The organism is Exiguobacterium sp. s181, from assembly GCF_018617125.1.
Classification (GTDB): Bacteria; Bacillota; Bacilli; order Exiguobacteriales; family Exiguobacteriaceae; genus Exiguobacterium; species Exiguobacterium profundum.
Map to the genome: position 1 here is coordinate 56558 of NZ_JACSJM010000001.1, position 25568 is coordinate 82125.

The following is a 25568-nucleotide window of genomic DNA, read 5'->3' on the forward strand; positions in this document are numbered from 1 at the left end:
TTATAAGGGGGAGTTATTATGAAATTTACAGATCACTTACGTCAAGAGGCGGATGGATTGTTTGAGGCAAGCTTTCATCACCCATTTGTTTGTTCACTCGGAGAAGGGACGCTCGATGAGAAGAAATTCAGACATTACGTCATGCAAGACTCATACTATTTGAATCAGTTTTCAAAAGTGCAGGCCAAAGGGGCAACCCTCGCTCCGACGATGGAACTATCGAGCCGCTTTTTGACGCATGCGCTACACACGATTGAGGCGGAACTCTCCCTTCATCGAGAGTTCTTTACGATGCTCAACGTGACGGATGTCGAATTGGCGACATTTGAGCCAGCGCCGACCGCTTATGCATATGCCCTTCATATGCAACAGGCAGGACCGACTCTCGGGGACGTATTGGCGTCAATCCTTCCGTGTTATTGGGTGTATTACGAGATTGGAGAACGTCTTAAAGACAAGCGTCCTGATCATCCGATTTATTCGGCTTGGATTGCGACGTATGGTTCGGAGTGGTTCCGTGAGCTGGTGGAAGAGCAAATTGATCGGTTGGATGAACTGGCTGGTCAAGCGACAGAAGAAGAGCGCGTGCGCTATACGAAACTATTCTTGAAGAGTTGCTATTACGAAGTCGCTTTTTGGGAAATGGCTTGGACGCTTGAGTCGTGGTCATTGTCGCAGGAGGTCAACCAATGAGACATGAGATTTGGAATGAGATTCGACAGCAGGCGCCATTGATTCACAATATCACGAACACGGTCGTGGCGAACTTTTCGGCGAATGGATTGCTCGCCATCGGCGCCTCTCCTGTCATGGCGGATGCAATCGAAGAAGTAGCGGAGATGACATTCGTGAGCGATGCGCTCGTACTTAACATCGGTACACTTGGAACGATGACGGAAGCGACGATGATTCGCGCAGGTCAGGCTGCGAACGAAGCGGGATGCCCGATTATACTCGACCCGGTCGGTGTCGGAGCGACGTCATTTCGACGAGATGTGGTCGAACGCATTTTGCGTCATGTTCGTGTATCGGTCATTCGAGGGAATGCAGGAGAGATTGCGACATTGATTGGCGTCGATTGGGCGGCTCGTGGTGTCGATGCTGGTGACGGTGCATGCGAGCCTCGACAATTGGCGCTTGAAGCAGCGAGACGATACGGATGTGTCGTGGCCGTGACTGGAAAAGAAGATATGGTAAGCGACGGGAACGTCGTTATGGAAATACATGGCGGGACGAAACGCATGACCGAGACGACCGGTACAGGATGTTTACTTAGTGCAGTGGTAGGGGCTTGCTTAGCAGTCGAAAAGAACACCCTTAAAGCGACGGTGACCGCCATGTCAGGCTACGCCTATTGCGGTGAGTTGGCGAGTGAACGGGCGGAAGGACCGGGAGACTTCCCGATTCACTTTTTAAATGCGCTCCATCAATTGGCACAGCATACCATTCCGACGAATCGAATTGAGGTGTCGACATCATGAGACCGCAAGTATTGACGATTGCAGGATCTGACTCAGGAGGAGGGGCCGGTATTCAAGCCGATCTTAAAACGTTTCAAGAGCTCGGTGTGTTTGGGACGAGTGTGTTGACTGCGATTACCGCTCAAAACACACTTGGGGTCCATGGAATCGAGGCGATTTCCACGGAAATGATTATCCGACAAATTGAAGCGGTAGCGGATGATTTTAACATCACCGCCTGTAAAACCGGGATGTTGGTGGACGCTGAACGAATTGAAGCGGTAGCGAAGGGGCTCGAACGATATCATTTCGAACATGTAGTAGTCGATCCGGTCATGGTGGCGAAAGGTGGCGCTTCCTTGTTGCAAGTTAGTGCAGTCGAAGCACTGCGCACGAAGCTGCTACCACAGGCGACCATCGTGACCCCAAATATTCCTGAAGCAGAAGTGCTGGCAGGAATGGAAATTCGAACCGAGGCAGACCGTATGAAAGCCGCACAGGCGATTCGAGCACTTGGTGTCGATACCGTCATTATCAAAGGTGGGCATACGGATGATGTGGAAGCCGTTGATTTGATTATGAGCGAGACTGAAACGTTCTGTGTAAAAGCACCTCGAATCCAAACGAAAGATACGCACGGGACGGGATGTACGTTCTCTGCCGCATTGACGGCCGAACTAGCGTATGGGAAGACACTACGCCAAGCCGTCGTAGATGCGAAGCGGTTTATTCATCAGGCGATTGCACATGGACTAACGCTTGGACAGGGGCATGGACCGACGAATCATTGGGGACATCGATTAGCGAAAGAAGAGGTGATTACCGTTGACGTCATGTACGAAACAAGCGCTCGCTAAGCAGCTTCGCCTTTACTTTGTGTGTGGAACGACGGACACATCTGATTTGGTAGCGACCGTCAAAACGGCTCTTCGATGTGGTGTGACATGTTTTCAATTTCGCGAAAAAGGTAAAGATTCATTGTATGGAGATGAAAAAGAAGCAATGGCAAGGACGCTCCAACGTCTGTGTCGAGAAACGGGTGTTCCGTTCATCATCAATGACGACGTCGACTTGGCGCTCGCGATTGACGCGGATGGCGTTCACGTCGGACAAGACGACTTACCTGCCAAACAGGTTCGAGAACGGCTAGGACCAGATAAATGGTTGGGGGTGTCTGTCCATACGATGGAGGAAGTCAGAACGGCTCTTCCATTTGCAGATTATGTCGGCATCGGTCCGATTCATGAGACGCAAAGTAAACTGGATGCAGGACATGTGCGTGGCACGGAACTGATTCAACAAGTTCGCCATCACTATCCACTGCTTCCGATTGTGGGGATCGGAGGTATTCGTCCAGAGCATGTGCCTTCAATCATTCGTGACGGGGCAGACGGCGTTGCCGTCATTTCTGCCATTGCTTCTGCACCGGATGTAGCAACGGCTACCCGGCGTTTCGCTTGTCTCTGAATTCATTTTTGAGGAGGAAGACAGATGAACGTATTTGTAATCGGTGCAAACGGTCAAATTGGCCATCAATTGGTGGAGAAGTTACACAAGGAAGGAAAGCATCACGTCACGGCGATGGTGCGTAAAGAAGAACAACTCGAGGATTTTAAGTCAAAAGGGTACAATGCGGTACTCGGTGACCTCGAAGGTTCAGTAGATGATTTGCAAAAAGCGATTGATGGAATGGATGTTATCGTATTCGCGGCAGGTTCTGGTGGAAGTACTGGAGCAGACAAGACACTCTTGATCGACCTAGACGGTGCAGCGAAGAGTATCGAAGCAGCACAAGCGAACGGGAACATCAAACACTTCGTCATGGTCAGTGCCTTGAAAGCGGAGGATCGCTCAGCTTGGCCAGATTCGATGAAGCCGTACTACGTAGCGAAGCATCATGCAGATCGTTTACTCGAACAGAGTGGACTCACGTACACGATTGTTCGTCCGGGTGCATTGACAGATGATGCGGGAACGGGCAAAGTGAACACGAAATTCGAGGGAAGTGGAGAGATTCCACGCGAAGACGTCGCATCATTCTTGGTGCATGTCCTTCATAACCATTCAAACGTGCAGAACAAAGCAATTGATTTGATCAAAGGGGATACCCCAATCAAAGAAACGCTATAAGTGTGTGACATCAAAAACGGGATGAGAAAACCATCCCGTTTTTTGTCGCGTTAAAGAGGGAAAAGAACGCAGGATAACGAAATAGAAGAATACGAACAGGTGAGGAGGTTCCGCATGACCGAGATGTTCATTTATCTGGCGGTCTATTTGTTGCCGTCATTTTTACTCGGCTTTTTAGCACTCGATGTCTTTCAACGAAATCCGAATAAAGTCGAGCATCGTTTGCTGAGCCTGTTTGTGTTCGGTTATTCGATGCTCTTCTTGGCTGAATTTGTCCGCCATCTATCGCCGATTGAATACAGTCCGGCACTCATTGCCTATTGGTTTGGGAACGCTGGGATTTTCATTTTTATCTTCTCTGTTCATTTCATATTAAGTATCACAGGCGTCGGCGCAAAGGCACCGAAGTGGTTGTATCCATGGGTCGTCTATTTACCATTGATTCCTGTTGTGTTGACGTATGTCCGTCAGGAGAATATCATCAACAGTCAACAGTTTGAACAAGTAGGCATTTGGATTTATCCTGAGTTCAACTCATCGTATTTAACTACGTTGACCGTCGGAAACATTTTTCACATCTTGATTATTGGTCTCATTTTTTATGCATTGAAGCGTGCGGAACGAAGAGAACACCAACGCGTATTGCGCATGCTTTTTTGGACTGCAAATGCCGTACTAATATGGGATATTGTATTCGGCTACTTTCAATTTCGTGGGTTGATCCCACCCTATTCATACATGTATGGGGGGCTTGTTTGGGCGGTAGCATTGGTAGTTGCAATGAATCGTTTAGACTTCTTAACCTCTTATGTAAAACGATATGGAACACTTTATAATTTAAATCCATCCGCCATCTTGTTGATTGACCCGGATGGGAGGGTGGAAAGTACGAATCCGGCCGCACGCACGCTATTTCACACTGTCCGTGTCGTGAATGAACGGTTTATCGATTTGTTGCCAGAAAAGAAAAAAGCAGAATGGGTGGAACACTATCACCAACATGTTCGGACACGTAAAAAGTTTATAGAATTCGAAACGAAGATTATGACGAAATCTGGGCAAGAGCTTTACGTTGTCATTGATGGGGATTTTGTCGATATCGACCGCACGATTCACGGGATGATTATCATTCGGGATGTCCACTCGTTTAAAGAGGCCGAGCAAACAATCCGATTCTTTGCCTATCATGACCCACTGACGAAGTTGGCGAACCGACGTGCATTTTATGAACGCGCAGACCAGGCGTTGCTTAGTTCCTCGATGCTGTCTTTATTGATTATTGATTTGGACGGTTTTAAAGCAGTCAATGATACGTACGGTCACCAGATTGGAGATTATTTCTTAACTCATTTGGGTGGATTGCTGGAAGCGTCGACACGAGACGTTGGCTTGGCCTCTCGTGTTGGCGGGGATGAGTTTTATATTTATTTAGTGGATTTAACAGAATCGGAAGTGCTTGCATTTATTCACGAACTTCAGATGACGTTAAATCAAAACCCTTACCACACGTCCGATGTGACGATTCCAATCCGTGCGAGTATTGGGGTCAGTCATGCTCCCGACCAAGGAACAAATTTAGACACGTTGATCCATAAAGCGGATCAAGCGATGTATCAGATCAAGCAAGATGGAAAAAATGATTACGCCATCTATGACGAGGCGTTACATGGTCCGAAATAAAGGGAAAATAGTAGTGTTTGATTATGGAGAGAAGGATGCAACATGTCAGAAAGACCATTAGTAACGATGCGCGCCGAAGGAGAAGCCGGAGGCGTTAAGACGACTGTGCGTGTAGGCGATCACACCCCATTTATCGTGGATGAGCCAGAACGACTCGGTGGGACGAACAAGGGACCGAATCCACTCGAGTATCTTCTCGGTGCCCAGTCGTCCTGTACGACCATCATGATTGCCTATGCCGCCCAGGATTTGAACTTTGAGTATGAAGGGGTCGAGTTTGTAACAGAAGGGACGCTCGATCCTCGAGGATTCCAAGGGATGGAAGGTGTCCGAACTTACTTTGAGTCGACACATATGAAAATCGTATTGGATACGACCGAATCGGATGAGCGAATCGAAGCATTAAGGAAGGCTGTCGAGGCACGTTGTCCAATTCATAATCTCATGCATGCAGCAGACGTAGCGATGACGGCAGAATGGACTCGAAAATTAGGATGAGGGCAACCTCATCTTTTTTACATAGAAATCGAGAAAAGAGTACGGAGGGAAGACGAATGCATCACCGACCGATGACGCGTGAATGGGCAGGTCAAATTCAAGAATGGACGTACGGAGCTCCTTATGACTTTTATAATCAACCGCCTTCTGAAGAGGGAGTCGCCGAGTTGATGACGTATCAGGCGATTGTAGAGGAGCATGAGCTGATTGGATTTTATTGCATCGGTTCCCCGGCTCAAGTGCCCAATTCGACATATCCATATTCGTCAGATTTCACAGACATCGGATTGGGGATGCGACCTGATTTGACGGGGAAAGGATATGGAAAATCGTTTGTGACATACGTCATGGAGAGAGCGATGGAACGGAGAAAACCGCTTCGCTTGACTGTCGCCTCCTTCAACGAACGAGCGATTCATCTATACGAAACGGTTGGATTTCGTACTATCACATCGTTCGAGCGAAATGAGATTCCGTTTCAAGTGATGGTACGCGATTAACCATATTTTTTCTGATGTGCCTTTTTACGTCGCAAATAATCCTCATCGGCACGAAGTTGATCCCAATACGTTTTGAAGATGCGGGCAGACTCTGCCTTCTCTTCGTCGATTTCGCGCTCATGGATGTCACCATCTTCTTTATATTTACGACCGCCTTTATAATTGGCATAGCGTCGGGCTCGTGTGTAACCCATTTGGATGAACTTTCGGGACATGTCCATCCCGACGAAATCGTCGTTCGCACGATACGCTTCAAACAATTCCATGATTTCTTCGGCAGATTGCTTCGCAATCTCGGGCGTCTTGAATCGCCAATGAGGCAAAATTTCACTTTTATACGGTTCGACAAGTAGCACACCTTGTTCGCCACGACCGACCCGGTACAGTTCGGGTTGTTTTCGGAAGTCGATTTCATCAAAATTTAAATCATAGTCAAATGGCATGTTCATTCCTCCTCGCCTAACGTTTCCCATTAGGTCGGTCGAGGAAACAACTTGAAGGAAAAGGATGGGTTGATATGATCAAGATGGAGACAGAACGGTTGGTCTTAAGAGCATTTACATTAGAGGATGCAGAGGATATGTATCATTATGCAAAAGATGAGCGAGTCGGACCGATGGCCGGTTGGGCACCTCATGAATCGATTGAAGAAACAAGGGACGTCATTCAACTGTTTATCGAGGAAGCAGATGTATGGGCTATCGTCTTGAAAGAGACCGGGCAAGTGATCGGTAGCATCGGATTACACGACCGAAGACCAGACCCGTCGATTCAACATGATGCACAGCGTGAGATTGGTTATGTGCTCAGTCCAGATTTTTGGGGAAATGGTTACGTGCCAGAAGCCGTTCAGGCGATGATTCGATTCGGATTTGAAGCGTTAGGACTAGAACGGATTTGGTGCGGATACTTCAGCTTCAATGACCAATCGCGACGCGTCGTTGAGAAGTGTGGGTTCACTTATGCGTTCACGAAAACACAAGAATTGACCCGACTCGACGGACGAACGGTAGAAAACCTCGTCCATGTCCAATTAAATCCGACGTTCTCTACACATTGAAGCATGATTTCAATGTGTTTTTTCATGAAATCATAAAAATCCCTTGATATGTAACCGGTTACACATTAAGATGTTTTTGTAAGCGTTTCCAGAACGGAGGATGTCAAATGGCGACCATCAAACAAGTAGCAAAACATGCGAACGTCTCAGTGGCGACCGTATCACGCGTCATGAATAAAAGCGGATATGTGAGCGAAGAGGCGAAAGAAGCGGTCGAAAAGGCGATTGCGGAACTGAATTACGCGCCGAACCGAGTCGCTCGTTCGCTCTATAAAAAATCGTCGAATTTGATTGGACTGATCATGCCAGATATCACGAACCCGTTCTTTCCACAGCTGGCTCGGGCGATTGAGGATGTCGCCAATCAACATGGGTATCAAGTCGTCTTGTGCAATACAGACGAACAACTTGAAAAAGAACAGACGTATTTAGTCGCCTTGCAAACGATGCACGTCGATGGCCTGATTATCACCACAAATCATTCGCACAATCCGAATTACGAGACGTTGGATTTACCGATGGTCGCACTAGACCGAATCGTAAAAGCGGGGATCGACGCCGTTGTATCAGATGGATATGAGGGTGGAAAGTTGGCGGCCGACACGCTGTTACAACATGGTGCGACACGACTGGCACACATTGCCGGACCGGATCATCTCAAGACGGTCAAACGTCGAACTGAAGGATTTGTCGAAGTAGCGGGAGAGAAGCTCGTCGGAATGACCGAGTCCACGTTCACGTTCAAAGACGCCTTGAAAGCATCTCAAGAACTGTTCGATCATGCGTGGCCGTTCGATGGCATCTTTGCAGCGAACGATGTGATTGCAGCCGCCGTATTACAGGAAGCAGTCCGTCGAGACATTCGTGTCCCAGAAGAGCTACAGGTCATCGGATATGACGGAATCGAATTAGGCGAGATGACGTCTCCGCCGCTGACGACCATCGTCCAGCCAATCTATGAGATGGGACGACTCGCGACCGAGCGATTGCTCGATTTGATTGAGAAGAAAGACACACGACCGAGAGAAATGCTGTTACCGGTCACGTTACTTGAACGACACACGACAAAGCGGAAGGAGAGATAAAGAATGAAACGCATTGTTGTCATTGGCAGTATATCGATGGACCTTGTCGTCACGTCCGACAAACGTCCACAAGCTGGAGAAACGGTTATCGGTGAATCGTTCCGTACCGTTCCAGGGGGGAAAGGTGCGAACCAGGCAGTCGCTGCTTCCAAGTTAGGCGGCACTGTACAGATGGTCGGTTGCGTGGGAAGTGATCCGTTCGGACAACAGGTGGTTGAAAACTTCAAACGACACGATGTCGATGTCACACATGTTCAAATCATACGGGATGAAGTGACGGGTACGGCCCATATCGTATTGGCTGAGGAAGATAATTCGATCGTCGTCGTCCAATCGGCGAACAAACGAGTCGTTTTCACGGATGAGGAACTCGAACACCTTCTTGACGAGCAGGCATTCGTGCTCCTCCAACTCGAAATTCCAATCGAGACGGTAAAGCAAGTGACCTCTTACTGTAAAGCGAAAGGAATCCCAGTGCTGCTCAATCCGGCACCTTCTCAGCCGCTTCCACCAGAAGTGATTGAAAACGTCACATACTTGACGCCGAACGAACATGAGTGCCGTGACTTATTCAGCGGAATATCCGTAGATGATGTTCTCAAACGCTATCCGAACAAGTTACTCGTCACGGAAGGCGTCCATGGTGTTCGATTCCACGACGGACGAGACGTGCGGCATGTGCCAGCCATCCGAGCAAACGTCGTCGACACAACAGGAGCTGGTGACACGTTCAACGGTGCGCTCGCTGTCTCCCTCATCGAACAAGATGATTTGGAGACGGCCGTACGGTTTGCCGTGGTCGCATCCGGCATGAGCGTCGAAGGCTTTGGGGCACAAGGTGGTATGCCGACACGGCAAGACGTACAACAACGATTGGAGCGCGTGTGATGAAAAAACAAGGAATTTTGAATAGTCATCTAGCAAAGGTCTTTGCCGACCTCGGGCATACGGATCGCGTCGTCATCGCCGATTGCGGGTTACCGATTCCAGACGGGGTCAAGCGGGTCGACCTCAGTCTCCGCATCGGCGACCCTTCCTTTCTTGAGGTGCTCGATGTCGTCGAATCGGATTTGGTCGTCGAGCGCATCACAATTGCCGAGGAAATCCTCACACATAATCCGACGATTGCGGATTCACTGAAAGAACGATACGCGAGCATCGACATGTGTTCACATGAAGACTTCAAACGAGAGGTCGCAAAAGCGAAAGTGGTCATTCGAACTGGAGAAGCGACACCTTACGCCAACGTCATCTTACACGCCGGGGTCATTTTTTAAGGGGGGATTCGATGCATATTCAGTTGAAAGGCATCCATAAGTCGTTCGGACCAGTCTCCGTCTTAAAAGGAGTCGATTTCGAACTGTTGCCTGGAGAAATTCATGCGCTTATGGGCGAGAACGGGGCCGGAAAGTCGACATTGATGAAGGTGATGACCGGTCTGCATGCGCAGGATGAAGGTGAGATTCTCATCGACGGCGCGAAACGTCAATTCAAGCACCCAAAAGAAGCGGAGCAAGAAGGCATCGCCTTCATCCATCAGGAGCTCAATATCTTACCGGAGATGACGGTGACAGAAAACTTATTTTTGGGTCGAGAGCTGACAGGACCGTTCGGGATGGTCAAACAGCAGGAGATGACAAGACGTGCTCGAGAATACTTGGCTGAATTGAACGTTTTCATGGATGTCGATGAAGTGGCACGCAACTTATCGGTCGGTCAGCAACAGATGATTGAGATTGCCAAGGCGCTCATGACAGATGCGAAGGTCATCGTCATGGATGAACCGACAGCCGCCTTGACGGATCGCGAAATCCAGGCGCTCTTCGCCGTGTCTCGTGCCTTACGAGATCAAGGCGTGTCTATCATCTATATCTCACACCGAATGGAAGAGATTTTTGACTTATGCGACCGAATCACGGTACTTCGGGATGGACAATCCATTTCGACTCGTACGATTCAGGACACCTCATTTGAGGAAACGGTGCGCGATATGGTCGGTCGCGAGATTGGGGAACGCTATCCGACACGTACCGCTACACTTGGGGACGTCGTACTCGAGGTGGATGATTTAATCGGTAACCGGTTCCACAATGTATCGTTCAACGTCCGTGCCGGAGAAATCGTCGGGTTTTCCGGATTGATGGGAGCGGGACGAACCGAGGTGATGCGTGCCTTATTCGGAGCAGACACCCACAAAGGGGGAGTCATCAAACTGAACGGGAAACCGATTCGAATCAAAACTCCGGCCGACGCCATCAAGCACGGCATCGCATTTTTGACAGAGGACCGAAAAGGGGAAGGCTTACTCCTCGATTTCTCGCTAAGAGAAAACCTGTCGCTCCCGACACTCGATAAACGAGCAAAAGGGTCTGTCATCTCGAAACAACAGGAGGAGACGTTCGCCGAGACATACTTACAAAAATTGCGGGTCAAACATCATTCGATGGAACAAAAAGTGAAGTCGTTGTCTGGTGGGAATCAACAGAAGATTGTGCTCGGCAAATGGTTAGGTGTCGAACCAGACGTCTTGATTTTGGATGAGCCGACCCGAGGCGTCGACGTCGGTGCCAAGAAAGAGATTTACAACATCATGAGCGATCTCGCGGAATCAGGCGTCGCCATCATCATGGTCTCTTCTGATTTACCGGAAGTACTCGGGATGAGCGATCGGATTGTCGTCATGCGAGAAGGTGTGGTGACCGGGACGCTCACGAAAGATGAGGCGACACAGGAAAAAGTAATGACGTATGCGACAGGAGGGCAATGATATGGAATTGAAAGCAACGACCGGACTGAAGCGCCCGGGTCGACTCGGATGGGGGCAAAAACTAGGACCGCTGTTTGGTCTGCTCGTCATTGTTGTCGTCGTGACGGCGCTCGAACCAGGATTTTTATCATTAAATAATATCTTTAACGTACTCCGCCAAGTGTCGATCAATGCCTTGATTGCCTTCGGGATGACGTTTGTCATCTTGACAGGGGGAATCGATTTATCGGTCGGGTCGATTTTGGCGCTCGCTTCTGCACTAGTGGCAGGCATGATGGTGGACGGTCAACATGCGGTTATGGCCGTCGCACTCGGCTTGATTGCAGGTGCCGTTCTCGGGGCCTTTAACGGGGCGGTCATCACGTACGGGAAAGTGGCACCGTTCATCGCGACATTGGCTACGATGACCATTTATCGGGGCTTGACGCTCGTCTATACAGACGGACGACCGATTACGGGTCTCGGAAATTCCGGTTGGTTCGAGATGCTCGGACGCGGCTACTTCTGGATCATTCCAGTACCGGCATTGACGATGGTACTCGCATTCGGTGTCCTGTATTTCATCTTGAAGAAGACGACATTTGGTCGTCACACGTACGCGATCGGTGGAAATGAAGAAGCGGCGAAATTAATGGGGATTGGCGTCAATAAAGTCAAAATCATGATCTACTCCCTATCGGGTATGCTTGCGGCACTCGCAGGCATCATCTTGACATCGCGCCTTAATTCCGCACAACCGACGGCAGGAACGTCATACGAACTCGATGCCATCGCAGCGGTCGTTCTCGGGGGAACGAGCCTAGCGGGTGGTCGAGGTTGGATTGTCGGGACGTTGATCGGGGCGCTGATCATCGGAACGCTCAACAACGGATTGAACCTTCTCGGCGTATCATCTTTCTTCCAACTCGTCGTAAAAGGTGCAGTTATATTGTTTGCAGTATTGCTTGATCGTCGACAAAACGCGTAACACACGAAAGGGGAAAACGGAACATGAAAAAATGGACAGCTTGGCTACTCGCACTGACAATGGTACTGATGGCAGCTTGCTCGACTGAACAACCGGGGTCATCTTCTGAGACGGAAACGAAAGATGGGGATTATGAGATCGGATTATCGATCTCGACATTGAACAACCCGTTCTTCGTCGCATTGAAAGAAGGCGCGGAAGAACAGGCGAACGAAATGGATGCGACATTGACGGTAGCGGACGCGCAAAACGATGCCGCGAAACAAGTGAACGACGTCGAAGACATGATTCAAAAGGGGATGGATTTGATTCTCATCAACCCGACAGATTCAGAAGCGGTCGGTGCAGCGGTACAAGCAGTGAACGATGCAGGCATTCCTGTCATCACGGTAGACCGTAACGCTGAAACAGGGGACGTCGTCGCCCACGTGGCATCAGATAACGTCGCAGGTGGACAGCTGGCGGGTGACTACATGGTCGAACTCGTAGGCGAAGGGCAAAAAGTCGTCGAGCTCGAGGGGATTCCAGGAGCGTCTGCGACACGTGACCGCGGACAAGGATTCAACGAAGCCATCGATGGGAAATTGGAAGTCGTGGCAAAACAATCGGCAAACTTTGACCGTGCAGAAGGATTGACGGTCATGGAGAACATCCTACAGGACAATAAAGACATCGTCGCTGTATTCGCACATAACGATGAGATGGCACTCGGTGCCGTTCAAGCACTCGAAGCGGCTGGAATGAGTGACGTGAAAGTCATCGGATTCGATGCGACAGATGATGCCGTCAAAGCGGTCGAAGGTGGGACGATGGCAGCAACGGTTGCCCAAAAACCAGCTGAGATTGGGAAGTTGGGTGTAGAAGCGGCCATCAACCACTTGAAAGGTGAAACGGTGGAAGAGAACATCCCGGTCGAACTCGAATTAATCAAATAAGTAAGAAGAAACCTCACGATGCCTTGATTTCGGGTAGAGCTCGTGAGGTCATTTTTATTTATATGGGGAAATGAGAAGTTGTGTATCGTTGTTCATATGTTTGAAATAGCTTGCTGTATCACGACGAGTTGGTTCGGAAATGATATTAGTATCTGTACCAACTGGATGAATGACACAATCCTTTTGCTGAACATTTGTGATAATGAAAGTGTTAGTGTCTAAATCTTGTATTTTTAGTTGACTGTAAACTCTTTCAAGCATTGATTGTTTCGTTCCATTTCTGTTTAGGAAATAAACGAATGAATTGTTTAGCATTCGAATTGTTCGAAAGTGGCCATAGTCTTTTTCCATCACCGCCAGATAATAATAGAATCTTCATCGAATGTCCTCTCTTCAAATAGAGTTTCTCATCTATTTCGCCAAACGTCGGACTATCCCTGTCTAATCAAAAAAGAGACAGCCGATTCCGGCTATCTCTTTACAATATAGGGCGAAGCAATGCGCGAACGGGGCTTCCATCCCCTTCGACGATTGGGAGAGGAACGGCATTCAAGTCATAATCTCCCGGTAAGATATTGTCTAAAACGAGTCCTTCTAGGATATGCACACCATTTTGTGCTAACGCGTGATGGCCGCTCATCTCTTTACTGTCAATCGCATCAACGGACGGTAAGTCGAGTCCGATCAAGAAGATTCCGAGTTCTCCGAGACGATCGGCAAGAGCGGGTGTCAGTTCAGGAATCGTCTCTGGGAAGACGCGCTTATCGGACCAACCATCCGTTTTTAAGATGAGGCGTTCGACCCCGGTCAAGTCATGACCATCCAAATCAGACGCTTCAATCTTTGCCTTATGCGGTAGATGAATCACACGGGCTGGTCCGATATAAAGGGACGGATCGAGGTCGATCACGCGCTTCCCATGGTCGTCAAAATGAAACGGTGCATCGATGTGGGTCCCGAGATGTAAACTCAATGTCATCTTCCCGACATTGACCGAACCACTCTCTGCCATCGACCACGCGATTTCATATGAAAATGTTGTATCTCCCGGCCATGTCGCAACATCGGCGTGAAGTGGTTGCGATACATCAATCCAAGTCATTGCATTCAGCTCCTCTTATAGTGATGTCCGGACCGTCCAAAGCTCTGGGAAGAAGCGATGGTCGAGCACGCGACGCAAGTAGTTCACGCCAGACGAACCACCTGTCCCCATCTTCTGTCCGATGATGCGTTCCACGGTGCTCATATGGTTAAAGCGCCACATCTGTTGCTGACTCCCGATATCGAGTAGCTTTTCACCGAGCTCATATAAGTCCCAATACGTATCGACGTCGCGATAGACCTCGCCCCATGCCTTCTCGACACTTTCGTTCCATTCCCAATCTTGGGTGACATCACGTTCGAGTACACTCGCATCAATCGATAGACCCCGACGATGCATTTCGTGGACCGTCACATCATAAATGCTAGGAGCTTGTAGCGAGCCTTCGAGCAATGGATACAGTTTTTCATCGTGTGCGTAAACACTGAGCGTCCGTGCGTTTTTGAAGCCGAGTGCGAATTCGATTTGTCGGTTTTGGTAAGACTGAAAACCGGATGAAGAGCCAAGTTGGTCTCGAAACTCTAAATACTCGGCCGGCGTCAACGTCGCGAGGACGCCCCATGACTGGATGAGTTGCTGCTGAATCTTCGAGACGCGGGCGAGCATCTTGAACGAACGCTCGAGCTCCCCGTTCGTGATGGCCGTCGTGGCTGCTGTCAATTCATGCAAGATGAGCTTCATCCACAACTCGCTCGTCTGGTGGATGATGATGAACAGCATCTCATCGTGATGGTCGGAAAGGCGATGCTGACTCGATAAAATCGGGTCGAGCTGGAGATAGTCCCCGTACGACATGTCTTTTGAGAAATCCGTTTGAATCGATTTTTCTACTTTATGTTCCGTGCGTTCACTCATGACAGTTCCCCCCTTATGCGACCACTTCGCGGACGTTCTCGAACGCCTCGTACTCTTTGTCGTCCATGATTTTCTTCAACGTCACGATCACGTCATATACGTCGGAAAACGTATTATATAGTGCGACCGGTGCGAGACGGATGATATTCGGTGCGCGGAAGTCAGGGATGATGTGATGTTTCTTCAACGCTTTACAGATGCGTGCCGCTTCGGGATGCTCGAGGCTCAAATGAGCGCCGCGCTGTCGTGTGTCCGTCGGGCTACCGATGAAGAATCCGTGAGGTGCGAGCATCTCTTCGATCAAATCCATCATATACGTCGTGAGCGCGAGTGATTTTTGACGAATCGCTTCCATCCCGACCTCGTTGAACATCTCAAGCGCGCCAAGTTGAGGAGCGAGGCTCATAACGTGTGGTGTTCCGATTTGGAACGCACCGGCATGTTCGGCCGGTGTCATCGTATGATCCATATCGAATTGCTTATCTTTGCGCGAACCGAACCAACCGGCGAGTCCCGGTGTCGTGCCGAAGTGACGTTCATGAACGAATAAGCCCCCGACCGTTCCGGGACCCCCGTTCAAATGTTTATAGTTGCACCAGTATGCGAAATCGACACCCCAGTCGTGGAAGTCGTGAGGGATGGCACCGACGGAGTGACAGGCATCGAAGCCAATCAAAATCCCACGCTCGTGCGCCGCCTTCGTCAGACGAGGCATGTCTAAAATCTGACCGCTTCGATAGAGGACAGTCGGCAATACAATCAGGGCAATCTCGTCGGTCATCGCGGCAATCAAGTCATCTTCTACTAAGAAGCGCCCATCCGGACTGTCGACTTGAACGAGGTGATCAGAAGGGTCTAGTCCACGCAATTCGAGCTGGCTCTTTAAAGCGTAAATGTCAGACGGGAACGTGAGGGCGTCTGCCAAAATCTTCGTGCGTTTGCCATCCGGTTTGAAGAACGATGCGACGAGTTGATGCAAGTTCACGGTCGTCGAACCAGTGACCATCACTTCTTCCGGCTTTCCACCGATGAGCGGCGCGTTCAGAGTGGCTAACTCTTCAGACAAGTTGAACCAAGGATGACGACCGGACATCCAGCCGTCAATCCCGAGCTCTCTCCAGTCCGCAAGTGATTCAAGGAGTGTGCGCTCGGCTCGTTTCGATAAGAGCCCGAGTGAATTCCCATCCATATAAATCCCGTCTTCCGGTAAGTAAAATTCTTCCCGATACGATGCGAGCGGGTCTTGTTTGTCTAGTTGTTGTGCGTAAGCACGTGTGAAATCGTTCATCTCCCCATATTCCCCCTTTAAAGCTTATACGTTGTCAAAATCGTAGCAATCGGACATAAGGAAGTCAACAAACAACGAGATGTCGGCGATTCAAACTAAAAACGCTCAAGCGTGATCTTGAGCGTTTAGGAGTGTAGTTTATTTTATTTTTCGTACATTCTCTTGTCGGAGTAGCTTGAATAGTGTGAAGACCATCAATAACAGGATGATGGTGAAGGGCAAGGCGGAAATCAACGACGCAGTTTGAAGTCCTTCTAAGCCACTCGCAAGCAACAAGACGGCAGCGATTCCTCCTAACAGAACTCCCCAAGCGATTCGAACGGGGAGGGGCGGATTCAAGCTACCGTTCGTCGTCATACTACTGATGATATAGGTGGCAGAATCGGCCGACGTGATCAAGAACGTCAAAATCAAGAGAATCGACAAGACGGAGAGGATAAAACTGAACGGGAGCTCGGCAAACGTCACGAACAATGCGCTCGTCACGTCCGCATTGACGGCTTCAGCGATGGAAGTCCCTTCGAATAAATCTAGATGTAGGGCAGTGCCCCCGAATACGGCAATCCAAAGGAGCGCAATGAACGGAGGAACGATGAGGACACCGACGATGAATTCACGAATGGTACGTCCTCGTGAGACACGTGCGACGAACGCTCCGACAAATGGGGACCAGGCGATGGCCCATGCCCAATAAAAGATTGTCCAATCCCGGACCCACGTCCCCTGTTGATACGGTTGTAGACGAAGACTATAGCGAATGAAATTTTGTAAGTAGTCACCTAGACCGAGCGTCAAGGTTTCTAAAATGAAAATGGTAGGACCGGCAAAGAAGACGAAGACCATCAACACGAGTGCGGTACCTAAGTTGATGTTACTCAACCACTTGATGCCACGATCGAGCCCTGTCGTCGTCGATGTTAAAAATAGAGCGGTCAAGACGACGATGATGGCGACTTGCATCCAAGCGGTGTTCGGGAGCCCGAACACGCTGTTCAGTCCGCCATTGATTTGAAGAACACCTAAACCAAGCGACGTCGCGACACCCATGACGGTGGCAATGACCGCTAAAATATCAATCGTCTGGTTCAACGGTTGTTTGTACGGTCGTTCTTTTATAAGTGGTGAGAGGCTAGTCGAGATGAGCCCGTCCGCATTACGACGAAACTGGAAATAGGCGATGATCAGTCCGACAATCGCAAAGACAGACCATTGACTGACACCCCAATGGAAGAACGAATAGGCCATCGCGAGGCGTGCCCCTTCGACCGTCAATGCCTCCGTATCCGTATAAGGTGGCGTAAAGAAATGGCTCATCGGCTCGGCAACACCCCAAAAGACGAGTCCGACACCGAATCCTGCGGAGAATAACATGCCGATCCAAGTAAAGAACGGATATTGAGGGCGATCGTCATCCTTCCCGAGACGGATTTTTCCGTATTTACTGAACGCTAAAAAGACTAAAAAGAGCACAAACAAGAATACGGAAAGTAAATAGAACCAACCGAACGAGCGAGTTGTAAAGTTAAAAATAGATCCTGCGATTGAAGCGAATGATGTTGGGGCAATGGCTCCGAATAGAACGAGTAAGGCGATCAAACTTGCTGAGATGTAAAAGACGCGATTCAAACGTGGCTTTTGTGTAGAATCCTTCATAGATGTCTCCTTTCAAAAAAAAATTATGTAGCATTAATAAACGGTTCCCTAATCTCCACATTGCAAACAGGAGACGCATTTCATCGTGTTTTGTATAGTTGAATCGGGAAAAGAACCAAAGAGGAGGGAACGATATGAAATTGATTGCGATTGATTTAGACGGGACGCTGTTATCGCGCACAGGCGTGATTACAAAGGCAAACCAGGAGGCGATTCGTCATCGGCAAGAACAGGGTGATATCGTCACGATTTGTTCAGGACGTTCGATTCATGATATCGAGGAGCTGTTGAAGCGAAGTGACCTCGTCTGTCCGATTTTGTCAGGTAACGGAGCAATCGGGTTTTATGAGAACGAGCGAATTTACTATCATGCGATGGATCAAACGGTTGTAGACGAGCTATGGGAAATCGCGAACGCAGATGATGCGTACGTCGAATTTTATACGAATGCGGGAGTGAAAGTACTCCGTTCAGGGAGTGATTTACTGAAGCGGGAACTCGATGAGGTGTTGCCACACGATCAATCGTTCACTCGCGAGTGGGCGGAACGTGAGATTGAAATTCAAAATGAGCAATTCGGTCTGACGTATATGGATTCGATGGCAGACATCGACTTTGCACGAGATGAAGTGTACAAGGTGTTTGTCTATTCGTTCGATCGCCGAAAGCTACACCGGTTGCGTAAAATCTATGAACCACGGAACGATATTTTGATTACGACTGCGGGGTGGACGAAAATTGAAATCGGACATCCTCATGCGAGTAAAGGCGCAGCCTTGAAACAGCTAGCTGAGCATTATCAGATTCCGATGCGTGATGTCGTCGCCATCGGAGACAATCTGAATGATGTGTCGATGTTCGAAGTGGCAGAAACAAGGATTGCGATGGGGAATGCTGTGGATCCGTTAAAAGATTTGAGCACGCATATTACAAAGGATGTAGAAGAGGACGGGGTCGCTTATGCACTGACGCATTATGTATGAATTGGATTATGGAGAAATCGTGAACGAGGATTGAATCTCACTTAAAACGGATATTGTATACATGTAACCATTCACTTTCTGAAATGAGCGGGGAACGGGGAGGCACTTTCGTCACCTGTCGCTTATGGATGAAAGGGATGGGCAACGTCCATATGAACGTGAATCGTGTATTCCAAACGATGATACGTCGGCCTCTGCTTGCCATCGGAGCAAGCATACCAGACAGACTGTTTGTATACGGAATTCCACATGATCCGCGTCAGAAGTGGACATCATAGGTGCCAAGTCCTCTCGTGCCCATTCAATCAAAATGTCTATGAGTCACCTATTCGATTTCATGTTTTCGAATGAAAAACAATTGGTGAACCAATGGACGATGAACGGATTGGAATGATGCGTCACGTTGGCTTGGACATCTCTAGTCGAACCAAATCATGGATGGGACGGTCAATCGAGCAAGGGCTTGGTTGGATGAAAGTCCGGGGACTAGAGAATCAAGAAAAGCGCCGAGTGAGGGCGCTTTTCTTGTGGTATCCTATTGAGTGAATGCAACCGATGGAGGGATCATATGCCAAAGCTATATTGGTTCGGAACGTTTCTTAGTGGAGTGATTCTTTTGACAACGGGAACGATGGAAGGTCTTTACCGCATACTCCCAATTGGGTTGATGGCTATCGCGGTCATCGGCTATCTCATACAGATTCGATTTGAGCAAAAGAAGCGGCGCCCTTGATCGGGTGCCGCTTCTCTTTATAGATTACAAAGTTTCGAGCAAACGTGTCATCACATCATCGATTTCTTCCTGCAACGCATCAACTTGTCGTTGTAGCACCATCAATTCATCAAGGTCATCCAATTCATTCATCCGTTGGAGTAGCGCCTGATGTTCTGTCTCTAATTGGGTTAGGTGAGCTTCCTCATCAACCGTAGATGGAGCGACTTTCGTCTGCTTCAGCGATTTTGATGGTTTGACGCGCTCCGTTACAGGTTCATCTTTCGATGCCTGTCCACGCTTGTCGAGAGCATAGGCGACGTTACCTTCGAAACGCGTCATCGTCCCGTCGAGCCAATACGTGATGGGGAACAGCTTATTTAAGAAGTAGCGGTCATGGGAAACCGTAACGACCGTTCCAGGGAAACGTTCGAGCGCATCTTCAAGTGCCTCTCTCGATTCGATATCCAAATGGTTCGTCGGCTCGTCTAGGACGAGGACATTGATTTCTTCATGGACGAGGATGGCAAGCATGAGTCGCATCTTCTCCCCGCCGCTCAAATTTGAGACAGGCTTAAACACACTCGCGCCGTAAAATAGAAACTGAGCGAGAAGGTGCCTCGCTTTGCCTTCATCGACTGCGATCCGGTCCCGAAACGCCTCGATTAAGCGATGTGACTCATCGAACGTGATGTGTTGCGATAGATAGCCGATTTTGGCTTGGTCGGCTCGCCTTACGGTTCCGGCTTGCGGGATAACTTCACCGAGCAATATTTTCAAAAGCGAAGACTTTCCACTCCCGTTCGGTCCGACGATGGCGACGCGTTCTCCGTGACCTGTATAGAAGTGCACGTTTTCAAATAGAGGACGATCATACGTGAGTGTCACGTCACTCACTTCGAAGACGTCACGCCCGGTACGCCCTTTCGTCATGAACTGGATATTCGGTTGCTCGGCTTCGAGTTGTGGTCGTTTGATTCGTTCAATTCGTTCGAGAGCCTTTTCCATCGATTTAGCGCGACGATAGAACTTTTCATTCGGCGGATTGCCCTCGTTGGCCCATTGCCGCAACTGTCGAATCGTTTCTTTCATTTTTTTGATTTTCTTCTGTTGCTCCGTGTAAGCGTGAAACTGGTCAAGCAACTGTTTTTCTTTTTGGGCAACGAAGTCCGTATAATTCCCAGGATAACTCGTCAATTCTCCATCCTCACACTCGACGATTCGCGTGGCGACCGCATCTAAGAAGACTCGGTCATGGGAGACGATGAGGAGCGCTGAAGCATAATCCTGTAAATAGGATTCGAGCCATGTCATCGCTTCTAAATCTAGATGGTTCGTCGGTTCGTCCAAAATGAGTAGCTCTGGTTCCTGAAGAAGCGCCAAGGCTAGACCGATTTTTGTACGCTCGCCACCGCTTAGCGTATCAAACGGTTGGTCCACGAATGAGGTCGATTTGAGTCCATCAATCATTGCGCTGATTTTTGACTCGTAGACATATCCACCCGCATGTTCGAATTGTTCTTGGATAGCACCGTATGATTCGAGAAGACGTTCTAGTTGTTTGGACGTCGCCATTTCTTGCTCGAGGGAAGACATTTTTTCACTCAGGCGAGTCACTTCCTCAAAAGCAGTATAGAGGACGTCACGACCACTGCGTCCAGGGTAGTCAGGAAGCTGCACCAAATAGCCGATAGAGAGTCGTTGTCGGCGGTAAATCGTACCGGCGTCATGCTCTTCAGAGCCGACAAGGATTCGTAACAGCGTCGTTTTGCCACTGCCGTTTCGGCCGACAAGACCGACTCGTTCGTTTTCGTTCATGAATAAATTCGCATCTGTGAGAACGGCGTGCCCGCCGTATTGTTTTTGAATGTGTTGAAGATCGATCAACATAATAGGTTCCTCCTAAGGTTAGGGCCTATCAAAAAAACCGAACGCAAAGAAGCGCTCGGTTTAGAAAGAGAGAGGCGCTTTGTCGTATATTCAGCAATGTCTAAAAAAGGACAGACGGGTCCCTTGATTAAGCGACATCGTGAAAAATCGCACGCAAAATGTACAAATGTTCAGTTGTCCAATGCGTACGTCCGACAAATTTCACCTTTCTCCCTCCTTTCATTCATCTATATCTTGATTGTAAGCGTTTTTCATCTACCTGACAATGAAAATAGAGGAAATCGAAGCGAAGGCGTCGTATATAGTCGCCATTGAGGAGGCGAGAAAATGAGGAAAGAATGGCTAGGAGCACTCAGTTTGACCCTTGCGGCGAGTATATGGGGAGGAATGTATGTGGTCAGTAAATATGCGCTCGCATATATTGAACCGTTCACGTTCGTCTGGTTACGATACGCTGTTGCATTTATGGTCTTATTCGTCGTTTGGTTTCGGTTTGGACGGGAATCGATTCGAAGGGCAGATTGGAAGTGGATCGGACTCGTCGGTGTCATCGGATACGTCGCTTCGATTTCGTTTCAATTTATTGGAACGAAGCTATCGGATGCACATACTGGCTCCCTTGTGACCGCAGCGACACCAGCTTTCATGGTCTTATTTGCCCGAATCTTATTGAAAGAACGACTGACTCCTGTCAAGATTGGAGCGCTTGGGCTGGCAACGGTCGGTGTTCTCATCGTCGTCGGTTGGGAAGGGGAAGGGACGTATCGAGTAGGCAGTTTCATACTTGTTCTAGCTGCCGTGACGTGGGCACTCATGTCGATTTATGTGAAAATCGGGACACAGTCGTTGTCGACCTTGACGCTCACGACGTTTGCGATCGGAGTCGCATGGTTATTGATGACGCCTTTGATGAGTGTGGAGGTCATGCAATCAGGGTGGCCAAAGTTAAATGGCGTCCTTTGGCTTAGTGTTCTCTATATCGGTGTCGTATCGACGGCAGGAGCGTTTTTCTTCTGGAACAAAGGACTCGAGTTGATGGATGCGAGTGTCGGGTCACTCTTTTTCTTCTTTCAACCCTTGGTTGGCGGGACACTCGGGTGGCTCGTTTTGAACGAAACGCTCCATATTAACTTCTTTATCGGTGCCGGTTGTATCATGACGGCTGTGACGTGGTCGACGCTCGTGGAACGAAGGCAACAACTGCCAATTTCAAACCGTCATCTGTAATGGCAAAGCGGTCGCCCTCATTTTGGAGGGTGACCGCTTTTGATTAAAATCCATGATGGTCGAGTTTGTCTTGTTCGCGCTTCATCTCGAGTTCAAGCCGTTGGATCGCGAGTTTCTCTTCTTCGATCTTCAATCGTCGTTCTTCGACACGTGCTTCTCTCGTTTTGATAATCGTATTGGCACCGACTGACGAGACGACAATCACCATAACCATGATGTAGAAAAAGAAATCCATATATAGCCCTCCTTCACTTGATTAGATTTGTGACAAGTTGTTGTGTCTCAAGGGCAACACGACCGTCTGTTGAAATCGCTGTATCATCGATGAGTGCGGAAATGAAGTGGTCAATCGCGCCTTGGAAACCACGTTGCACGAGTGTCGTGTCCCATGAACTGAACGTTTCGACTTCATGCCGACCTTGCTTGAAACGATGTAGCGTGACCATCTCTTCGATGGACAATCGTTCCCCATCCCGTACGATCGAGACGTGCTCATGGTTCACTCCTGCTGAACGGTGCATCGATGTCGTGTGCATTCCGTGCTCATCTTGCCACACGTGGCGGGCGAATCGAAGCTCATGCTTGTCATTGACTTCGACGTGACCCGAGACGAGTATGAGCTCATTACCAGCGAGGAAACGTAGCGTATCAATGACATGTAAGTAATCATCGAGTAAGGTGAAGGTCGCATCCTTAGGGCCGACGTCATTCTCGCGATGTTTTACCACATCAATCATGTGAGCAGAGGACTCGTTTTGTAGACGCATATACATCGGAGCGAAACGCCGATTGAACCCGACCATCAATTTACGCCCAAGACGTTCGGCTTGAATGACGAGCTGCTCCGCTTCCTCGATTGTTGCGGCGAGGGGCTTATCAACATAAACATCGACGCCGTGTTCTAATAAATACGATACGATGTCATAATGAGTTTCCGTTGAACTATGTACGAACGCTGCATCGATGGATGAGGCGAGTTCATTCAACGTGTCGAAAGAGGTCATTCGATACGTTTGGCAAATCATGTCTCGCTTAGATGTGTTCGGGGAAAAGGCACCGACTACCTCGATTCGGGGATGAATCGAAAGGATGGGTAAATACGCTTTTTGAGCGATATTTCCAAGTCCGACAATACCGATTTTTGGTTTTTGCATCCCATTCACTCCTTTGGTTCATCATAACAAAAAACCGGACAGCGGATGTGTCCGGTTCAAGAATTAAAGACTAGCACTTAAGACGATTTCACCTTGTGGCGTTTCATTGCCACGATTCGGTTCTTTTGTGACGGCGACGGTATCCCAGTCGACGTCGACTTCATCTGAGTCGAGTGTGTAGATAACCGTCCCGTTCCCTTTGTCATCGGTGACAAAAGCGCCGGTCGGAATCGGGGCACCATCTTTTAATAGCCATACTTGATATACCTCATTGGCATCGAGTGAGGCTAGACCATTCGTTTGGACGATCAGTTGTGTCGCACCGTCCTGCTCTGCAAGGTAAGCGGTCCCTTCCGATTCGCCGTCGAGTGGAATCGTTTCGGTTAACGCGATGGCAGGGGCATCAGGCTGATTGGTAAGCAAATATCCATTCCCGATTAAGGAGAGGAGGAGTGCCGCTGCTAAAGCGACCATTCCCCAGAGCGGTACGTTCCGTTTCTTCTTCTGTTTGAACGGTGTCGCCGGTGGAACTGATGCAGAAGTGTCGGTTGTTGTGACGGGTTCATTGTCTTCTTCTTCGAATACACGATCGAGGACACGCGCTTTCATGCCTCGGGGTGGCTCAGTCGGAGTAGACAAGAACGCGACGCCACCGACAAGAGCTTCAAATTGTTCGAGCTCTTCTTGACAGTCTTTACACGTTGCCAGATGTTGTTCAAATTTCATTCGCTCTTCTTCCGTTAAATGTTGGTTGAAGTAGTCAATCAATTGGTCGCATGCGTTCATTGTTCTACCTCCTTTCTGATGAATTCATGGGATAACTGTTTCCTCAGTTGCCTCAGCGCCAGTCGAATCCTTCCTTTTACCGTTCCGAGCGGGATGCCACATGCATCAGCAATTTTTTGCTGGCTCAATCCTTGAAAATACATGAGTCGAACGACCTGTTGTTGCTCGGCCGGTAATGTCGCCATGGCCGTTTCGATTTGAGCACGTTCTTCTTGCCATTCTACTTCTGTTTCGACAGAAGGTGACTCGGAAGGGATGGCCTCAGCGTAAGATTCATCTAATTGTAAATCCGGTTTACGCTTCCGAATTAAATCGATTGCCACGTGACGACTCATCGTGAAGAGCCAAGAACGAAATTTTCCTTTTGACTCATCATAAACGCCTCCGCCACGCCAGAGCTTGATGAATACTTCTTGCATGGCTTCTTCGGCCAAATCACGATCCTTTGTCAGCTGTAAGACAAACGCGTACAAAATTCGTTCATACCGATCATACAATATTTCGAGCGCCTCTTTGTCCTTTTGCCTGACACGCTCATATAACTCTAAGTCAGTCATAACATACTCCTTTGCGCAGAAGGGATGTCCCTTGTATTGATCTAACGTATAAAATCGAAAAATGGATGCCTATTTTGTGTGACTATTTATTGAACATGTCACTGCTTGATCCGGAAGCTTCGAATAAATGAATAATCTTAATTTCTCTGAAAGAAGGTAGGTGATGACACTTAGCCCAATCGTCGTCATCAGCATCAATCCGATTGCGGTTAAGGGAGCGCTCACCGTCGCCCAAAAGAAGTATGTGCGAATGCCAAAAAGAAAAGAAAAGACAATAAG

The 25568-nt window shown here is 48.8% G+C and carries 29 protein-coding genes; 18 read left to right on the plus strand and 11 right to left on the minus strand.

The features are described from left to right. Nucleotides 1-18 precede the first annotated feature (18 nt). The 8 genes from tenA (at nucleotide 19) to KNO70_RS00440 (ending at nucleotide 6268) form a co-directional block, all read left to right on the plus strand. Nucleotides 19-693, plus strand: a complete 675-nt coding sequence (gene tenA, locus KNO70_RS00405; protein ID WP_078147812.1) for a thiaminase II — start codon at nucleotides 19-21, stop codon at nucleotides 691-693. Further along, entirely contained in the window at nucleotides 690-1481 is a 792-nt protein-coding gene (gene thiM, locus KNO70_RS00410; RefSeq protein WP_078147811.1) for a hydroxyethylthiazole kinase, read from the plus strand. The genes tenA and thiM overlap by 4 nt, the downstream gene beginning before the upstream one ends. Further along, nucleotides 1478-2317, plus strand: a complete 840-nt coding sequence (gene thiD, locus KNO70_RS00415) for a bifunctional hydroxymethylpyrimidine kinase/phosphomethylpyrimidine kinase (protein ID WP_214810706.1) — start codon at nucleotides 1478-1480, stop codon at nucleotides 2315-2317. The genes thiM and thiD overlap by 4 nt, the downstream gene beginning before the upstream one ends. Then, nucleotides 2286-2927: a thiamine phosphate synthase gene (gene thiE / locus KNO70_RS00420; RefSeq protein ID WP_078147809.1), complete on the plus strand. Its 642-nt coding sequence runs from the start codon at nucleotides 2286-2288 to the stop codon at nucleotides 2925-2927. The genes thiD and thiE overlap by 32 nt, the downstream gene beginning before the upstream one ends. 24 nt (nucleotides 2928-2951) lie before the next feature. Then, nucleotides 2952-3590, plus strand: a complete 639-nt coding sequence (locus KNO70_RS00425; RefSeq protein ID WP_214810708.1) for an SDR family oxidoreductase — start codon at nucleotides 2952-2954, stop codon at nucleotides 3588-3590. A gap of 114 nt (nucleotides 3591-3704) precedes the next feature. Then, entirely contained in the window at nucleotides 3705-5270 is a 1566-nt protein-coding gene (locus tag KNO70_RS00430; RefSeq protein WP_214687665.1) for a GGDEF domain-containing protein, read from the plus strand. Nucleotides 5271-5312: 42 nt separating this feature from the next. After that, on the plus strand, nucleotides 5313-5768 hold the full coding sequence (locus KNO70_RS00435) for an OsmC family protein (protein ID WP_078147806.1): 456 nt from the start codon (nucleotides 5313-5315) through the stop codon (nucleotides 5766-5768). 56 nt (nucleotides 5769-5824) lie between these two features. Beyond that, nucleotides 5825-6268 carry a GNAT family N-acetyltransferase gene (locus tag KNO70_RS00440; RefSeq protein ID WP_012727568.1) on the plus strand — a complete coding sequence of 148 codons (444 nt, stop codon included), beginning with the start codon at nucleotides 5825-5827 and terminating at the stop codon, nucleotides 6266-6268. Here the strand turns inward: KNO70_RS00440 and KNO70_RS00445 are convergent. After that, nucleotides 6265-6711 (minus strand): DUF4385 domain-containing protein, encoded by a 447-nt coding sequence (locus KNO70_RS00445; protein WP_211782115.1) that lies wholly within the window; start codon nucleotides 6709-6711, stop codon nucleotides 6265-6267. The genes KNO70_RS00440 and KNO70_RS00445 overlap by 4 nt on opposite strands. A 74-nt stretch (nucleotides 6712-6785) precedes the next feature. On the opposite strand from KNO70_RS00445, the gene KNO70_RS00450 reads away from it, so the two are divergent. The 7 genes from KNO70_RS00450 to rbsB all read left to right on the plus strand — a co-directional run bounded on the left by KNO70_RS00450 (nucleotide 6786) and on the right by rbsB (nucleotide 13082). Beyond that, nucleotides 6786-7328: a GNAT family N-acetyltransferase gene (locus KNO70_RS00450; RefSeq protein WP_214685243.1), complete on the plus strand. Its 543-nt coding sequence runs from the start codon at nucleotides 6786-6788 to the stop codon at nucleotides 7326-7328. 107 nt (nucleotides 7329-7435) lie between these two features. Continuing rightward, on the plus strand, nucleotides 7436-8413 hold the full coding sequence (locus KNO70_RS00455; RefSeq protein WP_214685244.1) for a LacI family DNA-binding transcriptional regulator: 978 nt from the start codon (nucleotides 7436-7438) through the stop codon (nucleotides 8411-8413). Between the two features lie 3 nt (nucleotides 8414-8416). After that, entirely contained in the window at nucleotides 8417-9301 is an 885-nt protein-coding gene (gene rbsK / locus KNO70_RS00460; RefSeq protein WP_214810717.1) for a ribokinase, read from the plus strand. After that, on the plus strand, nucleotides 9301-9690 hold the full coding sequence (gene rbsD, locus KNO70_RS00465; RefSeq protein ID WP_078147800.1) for a D-ribose pyranase: 390 nt from the start codon (nucleotides 9301-9303) through the stop codon (nucleotides 9688-9690). Before rbsK ends, rbsD begins: the two co-directional genes overlap by 1 nt. 11 nt (nucleotides 9691-9701) lie before the next feature. Then, complete coding sequence (locus tag KNO70_RS00470) at nucleotides 9702-11180, plus strand: sugar ABC transporter ATP-binding protein (protein WP_078147799.1); 1479 nt, start codon at nucleotides 9702-9704, stop codon at nucleotides 11178-11180. A 1-nt stretch (nucleotide 11181) separates the two neighbouring features. After that, nucleotides 11182-12147: an ABC transporter permease subunit gene (locus KNO70_RS00475; RefSeq protein ID WP_214687664.1), complete on the plus strand. Its 966-nt coding sequence runs from the start codon at nucleotides 11182-11184 to the stop codon at nucleotides 12145-12147. A gap of 23 nt (nucleotides 12148-12170) precedes the next feature. Continuing rightward, nucleotides 12171-13082 carry a ribose ABC transporter substrate-binding protein RbsB gene (gene rbsB / locus KNO70_RS00480; RefSeq protein ID WP_214687663.1) on the plus strand — a complete coding sequence of 304 codons (912 nt, stop codon included), beginning with the start codon at nucleotides 12171-12173 and terminating at the stop codon, nucleotides 13080-13082. A gap of 253 nt (nucleotides 13083-13335) precedes the next feature. Here the strand turns inward: rbsB and KNO70_RS16285 are convergent, their stop codons facing one another. From KNO70_RS16285 to KNO70_RS00505, 5 genes are all read right to left on the minus strand, one after another. Further along, nucleotides 13336-13461 (minus strand): sugar phosphate nucleotidyltransferase, encoded by a 126-nt coding sequence (locus KNO70_RS16285; RefSeq protein ID WP_214685248.1) that lies wholly within the window; start codon nucleotides 13459-13461, stop codon nucleotides 13336-13338. Between the two features lie 99 nt (nucleotides 13462-13560). Next, the gene (kynB, locus tag KNO70_RS00490) at nucleotides 13561-14184 is read right to left on the minus strand and encodes an arylformamidase (RefSeq protein ID WP_214810726.1); all 624 of its coding nucleotides are present in this window, start codon (nucleotides 14182-14184) and stop codon (nucleotides 13561-13563) included. Between the two features lie 15 nt (nucleotides 14185-14199). Beyond that, a complete protein-coding gene (gene kynA / locus KNO70_RS00495; protein ID WP_078147797.1) occupies nucleotides 14200-15039 on the minus strand; it encodes a tryptophan 2,3-dioxygenase in 840 nt (279 codons plus the stop codon). 13 nt (nucleotides 15040-15052) lie between these two features. After that, complete coding sequence (kynU, locus tag KNO70_RS00500; protein WP_214810728.1) at nucleotides 15053-16327, minus strand: kynureninase; 1275 nt, start codon at nucleotides 16325-16327, stop codon at nucleotides 15053-15055. Between the two features lie 138 nt (nucleotides 16328-16465). After that, nucleotides 16466-17980: a glycine betaine uptake BCCT transporter gene (locus tag KNO70_RS00505; RefSeq protein ID WP_214758044.1), complete on the minus strand. Its 1515-nt coding sequence runs from the start codon at nucleotides 17978-17980 to the stop codon at nucleotides 16466-16468. Nucleotides 17981-18114: 134 nt separating this feature from the next. Here KNO70_RS00505 and KNO70_RS00510 point away from each other — a divergent pair, with 134 nt between their 5' ends. Continuing rightward, a complete protein-coding gene (locus KNO70_RS00510; RefSeq protein WP_078147795.1) occupies nucleotides 18115-18963 on the plus strand; it encodes a Cof-type HAD-IIB family hydrolase in 849 nt (282 codons plus the stop codon). Nucleotides 18964-19531: 568 nt separating this feature from the next. Next, nucleotides 19532-19696 carry a hypothetical protein gene (locus KNO70_RS00515; protein ID WP_168169879.1) on the plus strand — a complete coding sequence of 55 codons (165 nt, stop codon included), beginning with the start codon at nucleotides 19532-19534 and terminating at the stop codon, nucleotides 19694-19696. 24 nt (nucleotides 19697-19720) lie between these two features. On the opposite strand, the gene abc-f is transcribed toward KNO70_RS00515, so the two are convergent. After that, nucleotides 19721-21565 carry a ribosomal protection-like ABC-F family protein gene (abc-f, locus tag KNO70_RS00520; protein WP_214810730.1) on the minus strand — a complete coding sequence of 615 codons (1845 nt, stop codon included), beginning with the start codon at nucleotides 21563-21565 and terminating at the stop codon, nucleotides 19721-19723. A 327-nt stretch (nucleotides 21566-21892) separates the two neighbouring features. Between abc-f and KNO70_RS00525 the strand changes: the two genes are divergently transcribed. After that, complete coding sequence (locus KNO70_RS00525; RefSeq protein ID WP_214810733.1) at nucleotides 21893-22792, plus strand: DMT family transporter; 900 nt, start codon at nucleotides 21893-21895, stop codon at nucleotides 22790-22792. Between the two features lie 43 nt (nucleotides 22793-22835). Here the strand turns inward: KNO70_RS00525 and KNO70_RS00530 are convergent, their stop codons facing one another. The 4 genes from KNO70_RS00530 to KNO70_RS00545 all read right to left on the minus strand — a co-directional run bounded on the left by KNO70_RS00530 (nucleotide 22836) and on the right by KNO70_RS00545 (nucleotide 25289). Beyond that, nucleotides 22836-23027, minus strand: coding sequence for a hypothetical protein (locus KNO70_RS00530; RefSeq protein ID WP_074035480.1), 192 nt, complete (start codon nucleotides 23025-23027; stop codon nucleotides 22836-22838). Between the two features lie 13 nt (nucleotides 23028-23040). After that, on the minus strand, nucleotides 23041-23946 hold the full coding sequence (locus KNO70_RS00535) for a Gfo/Idh/MocA family protein (protein WP_214810735.1): 906 nt from the start codon (nucleotides 23944-23946) through the stop codon (nucleotides 23041-23043). A gap of 63 nt (nucleotides 23947-24009) precedes the next feature. Next, nucleotides 24010-24732, minus strand: coding sequence for an anti-sigma factor (locus tag KNO70_RS00540; RefSeq protein ID WP_214810737.1), 723 nt, complete (start codon nucleotides 24730-24732; stop codon nucleotides 24010-24012). Next, nucleotides 24729-25289 (minus strand): RNA polymerase sigma factor, encoded by a 561-nt coding sequence (locus KNO70_RS00545; protein ID WP_214810739.1) that lies wholly within the window; start codon nucleotides 25287-25289, stop codon nucleotides 24729-24731. Before KNO70_RS00545 ends, KNO70_RS00540 begins: the two co-directional genes overlap by 4 nt. Nucleotides 25290-25568 lie beyond the last annotated feature (279 nt).